This window comes from Chitinophaga sp., assembly GCF_017745275.1.
Taxonomy (GTDB): Bacteria; Bacteroidota; Bacteroidia; order Chitinophagales; family Chitinophagaceae; genus Chitinophaga.
Window position 1 is genome coordinate 300875 of the sequence record NZ_JAGHZS010000002.1, and the last position, 13896, is coordinate 314770.

At 44.3% G+C, this 13896-nt stretch carries 13 protein-coding genes; 5 read left to right on the plus strand and 8 right to left on the minus strand.

Features of this window, described 5'->3' with window-relative positions:
* Positions 1–54: 54 nt before the first annotated feature.
* Positions 55–1068, plus strand: a complete 1014-nt coding sequence (gap, locus tag J7623_RS06900) for a type I glyceraldehyde-3-phosphate dehydrogenase (RefSeq protein WP_291918907.1) — start codon at positions 55–57, stop codon at positions 1066–1068.
* Positions 1069–1150: 82 nt separating this feature from the next.
* On the opposite strand, the gene J7623_RS06905 is transcribed toward gap, so the two are convergent.
* The 4 genes from J7623_RS06905 to J7623_RS06920 form a co-directional block, all read right to left on the minus strand.
* On the minus strand, positions 1151–2476 hold the full coding sequence (locus J7623_RS06905; RefSeq protein ID WP_291918909.1) for an ankyrin repeat domain-containing protein: 1326 nt from the start codon (positions 2474–2476) through the stop codon (positions 1151–1153).
* A 10-nt stretch (positions 2477–2486) separates the two neighbouring features.
* Complete coding sequence (locus J7623_RS06910) at positions 2487–3677, minus strand: ankyrin repeat domain-containing protein (protein ID WP_291918911.1); 1191 nt, start codon at positions 3675–3677, stop codon at positions 2487–2489.
* Positions 3678–3836: 159 nt separating this feature from the next.
* A complete protein-coding gene (locus J7623_RS06915) occupies positions 3837–4442 on the minus strand; it encodes a DUF4304 domain-containing protein (protein WP_291918913.1) in 606 nt (201 codons plus the stop codon).
* 31 nt (positions 4443–4473) lie between these two features.
* Positions 4474–4755, minus strand: coding sequence for a hypothetical protein (locus tag J7623_RS06920; RefSeq protein WP_291918915.1), 282 nt, complete (start codon positions 4753–4755; stop codon positions 4474–4476).
* A 186-nt stretch (positions 4756–4941) separates the two neighbouring features.
* On the opposite strand from J7623_RS06920, the gene J7623_RS06925 reads away from it, so the two are divergent.
* Entirely contained in the window at positions 4942–5346 is a 405-nt protein-coding gene (locus J7623_RS06925) for a DoxX family protein (protein WP_291918917.1), read from the plus strand.
* 125 nt (positions 5347–5471) lie between these two features.
* Here J7623_RS06925 and J7623_RS06930 read toward each other — a convergent pair whose 3' ends face one another.
* Complete coding sequence (locus J7623_RS06930; RefSeq protein ID WP_291918919.1) at positions 5472–6005, minus strand: hypothetical protein; 534 nt, start codon at positions 6003–6005, stop codon at positions 5472–5474.
* 273 nt (positions 6006–6278) lie between these two features.
* Between J7623_RS06930 and J7623_RS06935 the strand changes: the two genes are divergently transcribed.
* Positions 6279–7079: a hypothetical protein gene (locus J7623_RS06935; RefSeq protein WP_291918922.1), complete on the plus strand. Its 801-nt coding sequence runs from the start codon at positions 6279–6281 to the stop codon at positions 7077–7079.
* 1 nt (position 7080) lies between these two features.
* Here the strand turns inward: J7623_RS06935 and J7623_RS06940 are convergent, their stop codons facing one another.
* A complete protein-coding gene (locus tag J7623_RS06940) occupies positions 7081–8604 on the minus strand; it encodes a glycoside hydrolase family 43 protein (protein ID WP_291918924.1) in 1524 nt (507 codons plus the stop codon).
* 566 nt (positions 8605–9170) lie between these two features.
* Here J7623_RS06940 and J7623_RS06945 point away from each other — a divergent pair.
* Positions 9171–10115, plus strand: coding sequence for a hypothetical protein (locus J7623_RS06945; RefSeq protein WP_291918926.1), 945 nt, complete (start codon positions 9171–9173; stop codon positions 10113–10115).
* Here the strand turns inward: J7623_RS06945 and J7623_RS06950 are convergent.
* Positions 10100–11857: a hybrid sensor histidine kinase/response regulator gene (locus J7623_RS06950; protein WP_291918927.1), complete on the minus strand. Its 1758-nt coding sequence runs from the start codon at positions 11855–11857 to the stop codon at positions 10100–10102. The two genes, J7623_RS06945 and J7623_RS06950, sit on opposite strands and share 16 nt — an antisense overlap.
* Before the next feature lie 365 nt (positions 11858–12222).
* Positions 12223–12897, minus strand: a complete 675-nt coding sequence (locus tag J7623_RS06955) for a TIGR02117 family protein (RefSeq protein WP_291918928.1) — start codon at positions 12895–12897, stop codon at positions 12223–12225.
* 151 nt (positions 12898–13048) lie between these two features.
* Between J7623_RS06955 and J7623_RS06960 the strand changes: the two genes are divergently transcribed.
* Positions 13049–13729, plus strand: a complete 681-nt coding sequence (locus J7623_RS06960; RefSeq protein ID WP_291918930.1) for a tetratricopeptide repeat protein — start codon at positions 13049–13051, stop codon at positions 13727–13729.
* Positions 13730–13896: the final 167 nt, after the last annotated feature.

Below are 13896 nucleotides of genomic sequence, written 5' to 3' on the forward strand. Positions count from 1 at the left end.
ATTTTTGTTATTTGCACACGATCAAATAACTTTGCCGGCTATAACTATTTAAACATGAAGATAGCTATTAATGGTTTTGGGCGTATAGGCAGAATATGTTTACGTATGTTACTGCAGAAAACCGGGATAGAAGTGGTAGCTATTAATGACCTGGCGGATACGCCAACATTGGCGCACCTTTACAGCTATGATTCGGTACATGGTCCCTATAAAGGCGAGGTAACAGCCACCGCTGATACCCTGGTAATAGATGGTACCTCCATTCGTGTTTTGGCTGAGCGGGATCCGCTGAAGCTGCCCTGGGCAGCGCTGGATGTTGATTTAGTCATTGAAGCTACCGGCAAATTTACTACCGGCAGCGCCGCAGGATTACATCTGCAGGCTGGTGCAAAGCAGGTGATTGTATCCGCGCCGTCGCCGGACAAAGATATTCCTACCGTAGTATTAGGCGTGAATGATCATTTGATAGATCTCACGGCGCCGGTATTATCCAATGCTTCCTGCACCACCAATAACGTGGCGCCTATGGTGAAGGTACTGGATGATAACTGGGGCATCGTGGATGGTTATATCACCACCGTGCACTCTATGACCGGCGATCAGAATCTGCATGATGCACCGCACCGGGATCTTCGCAGAGCGCGTGCGGCATCGGCTTCTATCATACCTACTTCCACTGGTGCAGCCAAAGCTATTACGTCGATATTTCCGCACCTGGAGGGAAAAATGGGTGGAGCAGGTATCCGTGTACCGGTATTGAATGGTTCATTGACTGATTTCACCTGTATCCTGAAAAGGCAACCCGGCAGCGTAGCGGAAATCAATGAGAAATTCAAAGAGGCGGCAGCTACTTCTATGAAGGGGGTATTGAAATATACCGAAGCGCCGATTGTTTCTGTAGATGTGATTGATAATCCTTACTCCTGCACCTTTGATGCGTTGCTGACTTCTATTGTAGGCGATTTAGTGAAAGTAGTGGGCTGGTATGATAACGAGTTTGGATATTCTAATCGCCTGGCAGACCTGGTAGTGCGCATCGCTGCATTGAAGCAACATACCCCGGCATAAAAACAAATCTTATTGAATAATAAAAAGCCTGTAGATATGCATCTACAGGCTTTTGCATTAAAACGGGTGTTTTCGGAGAAAACTATTTTCCATTCAGCACTTTGGCCTTCTCTGTATCAAATTCTGCTTGTGTAAGGATGCCGGCATCCAGTAATTCTTTCAGGTCCATCAATGCCTTTTTCTTGTCGGTGGCCGGCTGGCTGGCAGCAGGAGCAGTGGCTACCGGTGCCTGTGCGGCGGGCGACTGGTAACTCAGCAACAGCGCTGCGATTTCATTAAATCCTTTGATGGCCGCATAGTCGATGGCTTTCTGTTCCTTGGTGTTAACGATGGTGACGTCGGCACCCTGTTCCAGCAGGTATTTCACGATATCTTTTTTACCGCAGGAAACCGCGTAATGCAGGGCGGTATTACCGGATTCGTCCTGGATATTTACGTTGGCGCCGCGTTCCAATAACAACTTCACCATGCTGAGATGGCCGTTTTTGGCGGCTACATGAAGGAGGCTTTCTCCACCGTAGCTATAAGTATGATTAAAGGAAAACGCGCTTTCCATGGACAGGCTATTACTGCTTTCTACCCAGTCGAGGTAGCTGTTCATGCTGGTAGTAACGCTGGACAGCGGTTGGCTGAAGTTCACGTCTACGCCTTTATCCAGGAACAGGCTCACGATTTCTTTCTGGTTGTTGGCGCAGGCATACCAGATAGGTGACAGCCCGTTTTTGGAGGTGATTTGCACGTCTGCACCTTTGTCTACCAGCAGGTTGGTGATCGCGCGGTTGGTATCGTAACAGGCGATCAGCAGGGGTGACTCACCGGCATCGTTGGTTTGATTGACGTCGGCGCCATTGTCAATGAGACAAGTCACCATCGGTACATTTTTGGACCGCACAGCAGTGATCAGTGGAGAATCGCCGGCTTTATCAGTGGCATTCACGTTGGCGCCGTGGTCGATGAGTGTTTGCACAATCTCTTTATTACGCCATGCGGAGGCTACCAGCAGGGGAGTAACAGCTTCGTTGTTTACCATGTCGGCATCCATTCCTTTTGCCAGCAGTACTTCTACCAGTTCTTTCTGCCCTGTTCTGGCAGTGAGATGGAGGAGGTTGTTGCCCTGGAAGTCTTTGATATCGGTTCTCGCGCCATTTTCCAGGAGATGCAGCGCGGTTTGTTTTTGTTTTTGTAAACAGGCAAAATAGAAAGGTGTTTCTCCGTTATGATCTTCATAATCCAGGTCGGCGCCCGCTTCCAGTAATAGTTTTACGATATCGAGGTAGCCCTGGTGAGCGGCGTAATGAAGACTGGTTCTGCCTTTTTCATCAGTATACTTTACATCTACTTCGTTGTTGGCAAGCAGAATTTCCGCAATTTTTCTTTTGCCGCTTTCGCAGGCTATAATAAAAGACATGGACATGATATCAGGCTTTATGTTTGAGGAGTAGCTCCACAGTTTTGGATTTCAGGTTATCCTGTGCGGCCAGGTCGAGTGGCGTCTGATCTTTATCGTTAGTAAGATTCACGTCGGCGCCGGCTTCTATCAGCATTTTCACTTTGCGGTAAAGTTGTTTCGCTACTTCCTGTTCATAGTTGACATTATGCCCGCATATTTTATGCAGCAGGGTATTGCCTTCATTATCGCGGCGATCCAGTTCTACCACGCCGGTGTCGAGTATTGCTTCGAGGATATCGGCAGAGTGGGCGGCAGTCCAGTCCAGCGCGGCTTTATCGGCTGAGTACCAAAGGGAAGTCTGATATACATCGGCGCCATCGTTGATGAGTGCTTTGATGAGTTTTGTTTCCCCTTCCCCACCGCGGCTACGCATCCGTAATGCGCCACCGATAATGGTTTCACCGGTTTGGGTGATGGCGTCAAAATCAGGTGTGGTTTTGGCAGTTAATAGCCGGTACAATGTTTCATCACATACCTGGTGAACGATGGCCGCATAAAAAGGTGATTCCCCCTTCTTATTAGCCTGGTTAGGATCCGCCCCTTGTTCCAGCAGGAAGCTGATGTAGGCCTTTTGCCTTTTTGATACTGCCAGGTGCAGCGGTGTTTCGCCAACAATATTGCCGGCATTGGGGTCTACACCATTTTTGATTAAGAAATCAAGGTAAACAAGGCCAGTATTTTCTTTGATATTAAATTCCTGGATAACTTTATAGAGATAAGTTTCTTCGTAATTATTTTTCCGGAGAATATCACAGCCGGCGGCTATCAGCAATTCGATATGAGCCAGCGGTGCATTGGTTTTGAAGGCCAGCTCCAGTAGTGTAACGTCGCCGGGTGCATCATTGATATTATCTGTTTTGGCCAGCAGGGATGTTATAAATGCCAGTTCTTCCGGGGTAGTACCGAGGTTCCTGAATACTGCCGCATAGATGCTGCCATCCAGCTTATCATATTCATAAATATCCGTTTCCACAAAACGGCTTTTTATTAACTGATCAATGATATCAAAGGCTTTCGCCCGTAGCAGGGAATCTGTTATTTGTCGTTGGTCATAGTCGGCCAGATCAGCAGGTAATTTTTCTCCCTGTGTCAGCCGTTGACGGGCTTCTTCGACATTTCCTCTTCTTAAGGCCTGGGTCAGTTCATTTACTTCGTACATAGTTTCCTGTTACGTTTGGGTTAATGGTTCGTAGTGGCATGGTAGGGGTTTTCCCTGTCAATATGGTTTGCCAGCATTTTCAAAGGTGGAAAATAAGGAGGAATGCTGACATGGAGAAATGAAATTTTTGTTTATATGACGACTGCTGGCATGTTGGCGCTATCCGATCAGGTTGGAAAGCTGATACGTTTTTTTATTATTTTGTAAGACGTCATTCAATTGGTTTTCAAAGATGCTCCACCTTTTTTCGGCACCAAAGGTATGGAAGAGGTGCGTCGCATATGATTTCAAGGACTGCTCCTGGTTGGTCAGCAACAGGTAGGTAAATAATTCCTTATAATTATTCAAGCCATTTTTATTGATCATTAATTGCGCCAGCTCATCGGATGTAGTGATGCTTTCAAACAAGGCAAGCACTTGCTGGAGATCTGCTATTATCACCGTAGCGTTGACTGTTTCCGCCATATAGCCGTCGGTGGTAGCCCGTGTAATATCAGAGATGCGGGCCCGGTAATAACATTCATATTCTTTTGGCATCTCGTTTTCTTTAGCGCCAATGACCCGGTCTATTTCAGTAGAGTGGATGCCACAGTTGATATAGAACTTAATGTAGTTACCAATGTTACCTTGGCTTTTTTGAATATTAATTAAGAAAACCAGGCCGTTTGTTGTCTTATAAAAATTCAATCCTTTTTTATTAAACCCATTCTTCTTTAACAAGGGTGCAATGGTATCCGCTATCAGCAGGTCAAGTGAAGTTTTCATATACATACTATCAGGCGACCAATTTAGCTAATTAATCCAATACAATGTTTTTCCGGCTTTCACTCAACCAGGAAGGTGGTCTAACAATATCGTTTTCAAAATAGAAGCCGGTATTAATTTCCTGATCGTCCTGTTCATAGGAGGTGCTGCAGTATCCTTCGCTAATAAAAAATAAACTGTTACAGGGCTTCCCTGCTTTGGTCAGCCACGCATTTTTGGGATACTCTTCCCGGGTAACGTGTGCACAAAGTATTTCCCAGCTTTGATCAGAGAAGGGCGCCAGTGAACGGATATAGGTGAGCAGGTGAGTCATGGTATTTTTCGTATCGGGAATGAAGTTAATAGTAATCGCTCACTTTTTCATCCCCGGAAATGACGAATTCACCCCCTGATTCGTCCAACTCAGCTGTTTGCCTCCATAGCCGGAAAGGAAAGCCTTCTACATTTGATTCAGCAAGCAGCTGACAGTTACATTTTATCACTCATAAAAAAATTTAAAATGAAAACTACTACCACAAAAATCATCTATTGGTCCGCAGTTATTTTTATGTCGCTCTGGTTTGGTGCCAGTGGCTTCTTTGAACTGACGAAGAACCCAATCGTATGGGGCATTACGCAGCAATTAGGCTACCCACCGCACTTTATCTACATACTGGGTGTTTTTAAAATTTCCGGTATCATCACGCTGTTAATCCCTCACCGGTTTTTACGTTTAAAAGAATGGGTATTTGCCGGTATGTTCTTCGACATCATCTTTGCTTTCTTTTCTAAAATCAGTGTGCTTGGATTTCCGGCTACTATAGATGCCATCATTGCGTTTAGTGTATTGGCCATTGCTTATAGCATGTTCAGAAAGCTTTATCCTGCGCAGTATGGCGTGGCTGCACCTGTGCCGGGTTATTAAGAAATAGCGGGTTTAAGTACCAGCCAATGATGCAGGCCGGCATTAAAAAAGTCAGCTGTAATGAGGTGGAAACCATCATTACAGCTGACAGCAGTTGTTGGAATATTTTTGGAAGAAGATATTTGCTATGGTTCAATTTTCAGCATACGGCAAACTTCTTCATAACTCATCCTGGTGTAGTCGGCCTTACGGGCATTTGGTACGCCGCCAGGAATGATCAGGTATCTTAATTTATTGGCAGTGGAAGGGATACCACTAGGAATGATATCACAGATGACTCTTATTTTATTGAGAAATAGCCCGGTTTGAAAGCGGTATTGTTCATTTGCTCCGCCGAAGTTGTAATAGATACTTGGCAGCAGCTTGGAGATACCAGGACCGTCAGGGTCAGCAACAAACTGCACATACACCAGTACGGTACCCTTATCGATGATCTCCTGTGTAACTTTTGGTGCAGCGATATCAAAATAGTAAGTCTTTTTGCCGCTGCCGGTAGAAGTAGTAGAGGCTACCCAGGGATTGGTATCCATCCAGTTGGAATATATTACATTGGCGGTACCGGCAGGACCTGCCGGGCCGGTATCTCCTTTTTTGCAGGAGAAGAGCATTATCAGGCAAGTAGCAAGCATAGCCATGCCGGATTTGATTAAAGTTTTCATCTGGGTGAAGGTTTAAAAGAAATGCACCTGTTTTAATCGTGTGCGTGGTGAACAAGTAATTTGATTTTTAATCAATAGGAATCATCTTGTGTTGCGTAAACGAGCTATAGTAGAGAATATCTGTCTGATTAACCTTTTATATTGCCGGGGTATATAGACTGAATACAGGATCAGGGGAACATGCTCCTCTAAAATACAAAAAATACGAGTATTATAATAGCGCCGTTACGCGGTAAGTTGGATTAATATTATATTGCGGCCTCAGTAAATACCATGAAATACATTATCCTGTTACCTATTGCCATTTGGCTATTTGCCTGTAATAACGGGCATCATGCACCCAATAAAAAAATGTCCGCCCAAGCTAGCTTTGACAGTACTCCTGGCACTGACGATACAACGGAAGATGAGGAGTATGGTATAGATGAAGATGAGGTGATGCCACCGGGGTTTAGTAAGGATAGTGTTCATTATTGGGACAGTGCCCTTCGATTGGACGTTACCATTATTCACGCCTTTACAACGGATGGATCTATGGCAGGATATAGTGCCCTGGTAAACCGTTCTTTAGATACCGCTTTACAAGAGTGCAGGGAGCCGTTGATGTCAGCTGCTAAAGAACAGGCGCCGGATCCTGAAACGGCCGACGAGGAAAAGAACGAGTTTGTGGCTTTCCCACTTAATTACTACCAGGATGAGAACATCGTGAGTGTAAGGTTTGGGGTGTCAATGAATTCAAGTGGCGCCTCTCATGCCATCAGTTACCTGAAATCTGTCAACTACGATAAGAAAAGCCAGAAACCTGTCGAAGCTGGTGACTATTTTATCGTTAAAAACAGCCATGATTCCAGTCTCCTGATAAAATTGATGGATAGGCGTTATAAAGTGCTGCGGGATCATACATCTGATGATCCCTGGACTTTTTATGGTTTGAGTCACATTATTTTCAATGTATCAAAAGACACCGTAACATTTAGTTTCGGAGACTACGCATTAGGGCAGGGACCATCTATGATGGAGTACAGGGTAAGCAAGCAGGAGCTGATGTCAGTCATCAACCCCCGCTATCGCTGAGCTATGGTTTTCCGTTGGTATGGTAGGTAATATCAAAGTAGCTAAAGGCCGCCATTTCATTGCTCCTGCCCTGGAAGTGAAGGCCTGGTCTTGGCGCACGGTCCCAGGGAGGCAGGAACCCAATCGGGTAGGGCTGTTGCTTCGGCGTTAGGTCGTTCCAGTTATGGCCCTGTTTCCAGTACATCCGGCACGTGAAATCCGGGTATACCGTCATTTTCAGCTCAACAGGCGCCTCCGGGCGTTCAACGGTTTGTGTGGAGAGTATCGTTTTTTTTCCTTCTCCCGATACCCAACATACCACCTGGTTATCCTCCACATCAATGCCCACTGCCGCGTCGGCATCTCCATAAATCACCAGGCCTTTGGCGGCTTTATTATGATTGACAACGGCCGTACTGATGGTATATGCCGCGCTGTAAGGTCTTACGGCGAGTGCTATGCCAACGGGGTTACGATCGCTGTAGGTGCCGGATAGCTGTAATTGTCCGTTTGCCTCCGTAATGGCCGGCTGCATACTCCTGAAATCCCATTGCCAGAAGATTTTCCGGCCGGGATGTGTAAAGTCGTAGTGCAGGGAAGCGGGTGGCTGTGGATTCACAGTCGCGCTGGTATGACTGAGCACCGGCCACTGCGCCGCATTCCAGGATAACGCTGCTACCATGCCCTCCCTGCCGGTAAATATATTACTGGCTTTGTTATAGGCGTGGTATACATACCGGTAGTTGCCGGCAGGATCTTCTACGAAGGTGCCGTGTCCCGGGCATTTCCAGTCGCCTGCATCTGCCAGTACCGGGTTGGCGCTGTAATCCGTATATGGACCGGTAATGGCGGTTGCCCTGGCCACGCGGAGGTTATAGTTACAGGAGGCGCCACAGCAGGCGCCCGCCGAGTAAAAGAGGTAGTAGTAGCGGTCTTTTTTGAGGATGCTTTGTCCTTCAATGCCCTGGCGGTGATCGTCTTTTAACAGCGTAAAAGGCTTACCTGTCAACGAAAGGCCATCATCTGCCAGTTTGCTGCCCAGTATTTCTATGGGTCTGTTATCCAGGCCGTATGCCTTCCAGGTGATGTATAACTGGCCATTGTCGTTAAATACAAATGCGTCGATGGCTTCCCGGCCGTATTCAATGAGGATACCATGGTCTTTAAAGCCGTGGTCCGGGTAGGCGGAGGTGGCTACGCCGATGCAGGAAACGCCGTCAGTTTTTCGTTTAGCCGTGTAGTAAACATAGTAGGTGTTGTGATGGTAGTAGTACTCCGGCGCCCAGAAAGACGAGGCTGCCCAGGCCGGCACTTCGTCGAATACGAAGCCGGTTTGCTCCCACTGTTGCAGGTTTCCCGATTTAAAGATTGGAAAGTGAGGTCCCCATTCGCTGGAGGTACCAATGGCATAGTAGGTATCGCCTTGCCTGGTAACAGAGGGGTCGGCAAAGTCGCCGGGGATATTTGCGTTGATCTGTTGTGCCGTGGAAGTCGCGGTGGCCATGCATAGCACAAGGCTCGCTGTTGCTAAAAGTATACATTTCATCTTCATCATAGTGGTAAACGGCAAAAATAGGAGCTTCCTTCATAGGTGGTTTGTCAAAGCATCTCAATTGTTCGCTAAATAATCTCATTATGAGATTTATAAACTTTTTAGCGGGACAACAGTTATTTTAGATGTAATTATTACCCGTGCCTTGAAACGCGAGTGCAAACATGTTGTGGTATCGTATCCTACGGTAACTGCTATACGGTATCACTACGGGAACGCATATATGAATGTCGTGCAGGCATTTTTAGAGGGGCTCCAATCATTGATCGGCGGTGTGTTCATACCGCGGTAGAAGCCTTTACTGTCATAGGATTGCTGTGAATGAACTGATTTCTTCCCGCGCAAAAATAGTTTTGTCCATTTTAGCTTTTTTTTGCCAACTTTATTTAGATTGTATCGAAATAATACTATTAAAGGCCGGTTTTTCCTACACTTCCAAGAGGTTACTTACGTACAATTTACAGTGTTAAAGAGGGCTTTTCACCGCCTATGTAATGCAAATTCCTATTCCAAAATATTACTTATCAGTCCCTTTTTTCTAACACTTAAAAACTACAGTTATGTCAATGAATGCGTATGCCTGCACCTTACCAGGCCAACCTGCGATTAATGCTTTTTCCGAGGAAGTGCAATTAAACACCCTGAAATGGGCACAACGATTTGATCTGGCCCCACAGTTCAAATCCATTGGCTGGTACACCAAGGCAAGATTTGGTTTACAGGCCGCCCGTGAATATCCCAATGCCACATTCAACCAGATTTGTTTAGCGGGTGATTTACTCACCTGGTTATTTACTGTTGATGATACCTGCGACAGAGGCTCCGCCGGCGCGGATGCCGCTATTGAAATGAAAGCGATGTTATACGAGTTTATAGACATTTTGGAAGATAAACGAGCGCCATCTGACAATAGTTTGAGTATTGGGCTGGCGAATATCCTGGACCGGTTCCGTGCTATTAGCACGCCTTATTTGTATCGGGTGTATTGTAAACACATGGCCGATTATTTGAGAGAATGCTTCTTTGAAATTGATATGCAACTTCATAGTTATGTTCCTACCATGGAGAAATATTTTGAGATGAGGCCTTTTACCGGTTTCTATATTATGTTCCCCCTGGTAGCCATATTTGAAAAACTGGATTTGCCTGATGAAGTGTACGAGCATAAAACAATTGTTGAAATAGAGCTGATCCTTAATTTGCTGGGTTGTTTAGCAAATGATTTGCATTCCATTGCAAGAGAAAAAGATCTTGAAATTGCCGGGTTTAATTTGATTTTTATTGCGCAGAGAGAACTCAATTTAAGCCATGAAGAAGCTGTACAATACGTAATCGACTACCATGATGAATACGTAAGCAAATTGGAAGAGCTCCGGAAAGAAATTCCTTTCTGGGGCGAAAGTATCAACGCGCAAATCGACGAGTACATCCAGGGATTATACACGATCGTAAAAGGGTACGATGACTGGGCTATTTTGGATACCGGCCGTTATGAGAGTATATGATGAGGTAAATGTCTGGATAGTTCCAGGTACAATTCCTTAAAATGTACTGGTTTGGTGATGAACGCGTGGGCACCTGCCTGTAGCATTTCATCTTTTAAGAAGGCATCTCCGGACACAATCAAAACGGGGATGCCTTTTAATTCTTCGGTATCATGCAGGTATTGTAATAATTGTTTACCATCAAACCCTGGCATATTGAGATCTGATATGATCACATTAGGCATTGTTTGCTGGATTATTTCTGCTGCGCTCTCACCATCTTTGCACACAATGGGAGTGATGCCCATTTCTGTAAGTATTTTAGACAGGAAGTGGGAGCTTAAGAGGTCATCTTCAATGATTAATGCGGTAGCACCGGCAAAGCAATTTTTTCTGAATTGAAAAGCTGTTTGTTGTTTTACTTTTTCTGTGCTTATTTCCAGTGGAATATTAAAGGCAATAGTGGTGGTGTTCGGATATGCCTCATCGGGTTCCAGGGCAATACTGCCTTCAAACAGTCCTACAAGATGTTTGGTAATAGACAATCCCAAGCCTGTGCCTTCAATCTGGTTGCGGCCTGATACAAAGTTATCAAAGATCCGATCAGCTATTTTAGGATCTATTGCACCATCATTGCGAACTTTAAAGTGGATGTTTTCACCCTTTTTCTCACAGGTAAATTCAACAATGCTTTTGCCCGCAGCGAATTTAACAGCGTTGGATAATACATTGTTAAATATCTTTTTCAACAGCAGATCGTCACTATTGATCGGTTGATCCAGTGCTGTATCAAAGTTTACGTTGATCATGATTCCCCGGGATGCAGCCAGGTAGCTGTTCATCGCCACACAATGTGCTACACATTCTCTTAAATTAATAGGTTCTTTAATGACATTATAGAAACGGCCGGATTCTATTTTAGACATATCCAGCACGTGATTGATGGTATTACGGGCAATATAACAGGAAGAATACAGGTCATCCAGTTGTTTCTTGTCTTCTTCTGCATACTTGTCCCTTTTCAGTTGAAACAGTTGTGCAATGGAGAATATAGCGTTAAGCGGCGTTCTTAATTCATGATATGTTTCCCGTAAGAAGACGCTTTTTCTCTCCGATATTTCTTTAAGTTGTCTTTCAGATAAAAGTAAGGCATTGATCTGCGATACATATGACAACATTACTAAAACGATAAATACAATCAATGCAATAGTTGTAATAAATCTCATGGTTGCTGCTATATTGGCACTCAGCCCTATGGGCTCCATAAGCTGAAAATAGGAATTTGCCAGCACCCAGGACCCAAATAACGCGGTTGTAATCAGACATATGAGGGTAGATCTCTTTTCCTTATGCAGGAAACAGGAGGCTGTTAAGTGGAAAATAATAATGGTAATAAATCCCAGTAATAAGCCTAATGAAATTCCCGATCCAAGAACAGTAGACCAATAGGCTATGAAAATAGCATTAACAGTATACATTAACAGGTTAGCCTGGAAATACTGTTTATAGTAATTTAAACCAATTACACAGGCAAAGCCGACAACTTCCAATGGAATACCAATGAGAAAAAAGATAGAGTTTTTCAAGAGATAGAAATAAGTACCGATTCCCAGTACTAACCCGCTCAATACAATGGCCATAAAGTTCACAGTGATAATAGAGCGTCTTTTCTCCGTTTTTGCTAATCCTTTTGTGCCTGCAAATAGCGGCATCAACAATACGTCCTTTAGTAAGCGAACAGATGTAGAGTTATTAGTTTCCATAAACGATTATTACGAGGGTCACAGATAATTAAACTAAGGTTTCCAAAAAAACAGGATAAGCATGGGAAATGTATCAAATGATTAGTCTATTGTATTGCAAAATGTTCAGTGCTCTTCCAGGGTATTCTTTATATTATTACCACGCTAATGTTACGGGTAAAGCTAGCTAACTAAGTTATGTTGAGTGTTAATTCAATGTTAAGATAGGCAATGTTTATTTAATGGTAAAATGAAGAAAGGACAAATTTCATATTTATGATTTTAAAATATTTATATTAGCTGTAAATTAGTTAATTGCATTCAAATTAGCGAATGATATTACGAGTGTCACCTGTTCTGTCGGGGTATTAAGCGCCATGACCCCGCTACCTATATTGATAAAATATCCCCGTATCAAAAATAGTCCACCGGCAAGCCTTCTGTCCACAGCTCTTTAATCCGTTATTTGCCCAGGTATTGCAGGTATGAAACAGGTTATAACTGCCCTTTGCCTCATAAAATGCATCGTTCTTATCATAGTTGGCATGAGTAACAATATTTACCGGTTGCCCATCGGAACCTGTACGGAAGCTATTATTGATATAACTGATTAGCCGCGCATACTGCTCCTTATTAACCAGGATGGCCCGGCAACTTTCATTTTCCGTCAGGCCGCGATAATAGGTGGCATGAATAGCAGAGGTACTCAGGTTAAAAGCGGCTTTCAGCGCTGTACTGGTTTTCAGATCCGCCCAGGTAGGCGTTTCGAGATAAAAGCCTTTGTCGCCCCACCCAAAAGCCAGTAAGGTAGCTGTAGTATCGTTGCCCACCGTATTCTTAAAAGGAATATACCGGCTCCAGTCGATTTGCGGTGTACGCACAGGCACTACAAGATCTGTATGCACACCATTGGTAAGCATGTAAATGGTAATATCTGCATCGTTCACTACCTCACGTTGGGTGCTCATACGGGAAAGGGTATACGCAGATAGCAGGTAAATGCCGATGAACAGGAAAAAAGTCAGTAAGGTATATCCTGTTATTTTCAATAGTCTCTTCAATGCCAGTACTTTTTAGTCGATACCACAAATTAGTATATTTTCTTATTTTGCGTTCTGATCAGTTTTTCTAACCCTGATTAGTGTCGGCTTTATGTTCCCTTTCTGGAGTAACTATTATTATCTTGTTATTATTCTGCAAATTGTTTGTGCGGTGCACGCCTTAAAATCCGGCAGAAGAGAGTGGTTGTATTTTATTGTATTTATTCCGGCGCTGGGAGTAGCGGTTTACCTGATCCGCGAATTATTACCGGAGCTGATGAGTGGCGACTGGAAAGAGAATATCTTACGGGCAATCTGGCCCAATGGACGTATCCATGAATGGGAAAAAAAAGTACGTATATCTGATACCGTTACCAACAAGTTACAGTTGGCAGAAGCTTACGCACAGCAAAAGCAATATGATAAAGCCATTGCACTGGCTGAAGAATGTGCTAATGCATTTACCAAAGATGCTGGTATCCGGTTATTGCTGGCCCGGTTATATTTTCAGAGTGGCAACTACGCAGAAAGTATCGCTTACTTCGATAAAGTGAATGCCGCCAAAGGTGTCAGGATGAGTAAGGCGGAAGACGAACTGATGTATGCACAGGCGCTGGAAGGCATAGGAGAGGCTGCAAGAGCGGAAGAAGCTTACCAGAAAATAATACAGGTACATCATTCGCTGGAAGCGATGTATTACTATGGGCTGTTGCTGAAAAAGCAAAACAGGATACCGGAAGCCAAAGCTCAGTTTGAGCGTACCCGCCAGGAAATAGACCTGCATCCAAGATATATCCGTCGCACTATTCGTAAATGGGTATGGCTATCCCGGAAAGAACTGGCTGGGATGTAGGAAAGAGCTGTTAGCTATTAGCTGTTAGGTAGTTGCCTGGGCTAAAATAAAAGCTCCGGTAGAAACCGGAGCCATCGTCTTACGCTATAAATTACGGCCCTTTTGGAAGTAAGCCTTAACACAAAGCTTTTAACTATTAGCTTTTAGCTGACGAAGATTGAACCCTG

Coding starts and splice junctions, on each gene's coding strand:
- gap (WP_291918907.1), top strand. CDS start 55: ATGAAGATAGCTATTAATGGTTTTGGGCGTATAGGCAGAATATGTTTA.
- J7623_RS06950 (WP_291918927.1), bottom strand. CDS start 11,857: ATGGAAACTAATAACTCTACATCTGTTCGCTTACTAAAGGACGTATTG.
- J7623_RS06930 (WP_291918919.1), bottom strand. CDS start 6,005: ATGAAAACTTTAATCAAATCCGGCATGGCTATGCTTGCTACTTGCCTG.
- J7623_RS06905 (WP_291918909.1), bottom strand. CDS start 2,476: ATGTCTTTTATTATAGCCTGCGAAAGCGGCAAAAGAAAAATTGCGGAA.
- J7623_RS06915 (WP_291918913.1), bottom strand. CDS start 4,442: ATGAAAACTTCACTTGACCTGCTGATAGCGGATACCATTGCACCCTTG.
- J7623_RS06920 (WP_291918915.1), bottom strand. CDS start 4,755: ATGACTCACCTGCTCACCTATATCCGTTCACTGGCGCCCTTCTCTGAT.
- J7623_RS06935 (WP_291918922.1), top strand. CDS start 6,279: ATGAAATACATTATCCTGTTACCTATTGCCATTTGGCTATTTGCCTGT.
- J7623_RS06925 (WP_291918917.1), top strand. CDS start 4,942: ATGAAAACTACTACCACAAAAATCATCTATTGGTCCGCAGTTATTTTT.
- J7623_RS06940 (WP_291918924.1), bottom strand. CDS start 8,604: ATGAAATGTATACTTTTAGCAACAGCGAGCCTTGTGCTATGCATGGCC.
- J7623_RS06910 (WP_291918911.1), bottom strand. CDS start 3,677: ATGTACGAAGTAAATGAACTGACCCAGGCCTTAAGAAGAGGAAATGTC.
- J7623_RS06945 (WP_291918926.1), top strand. CDS start 9,171: ATGTCAATGAATGCGTATGCCTGCACCTTACCAGGCCAACCTGCGATT.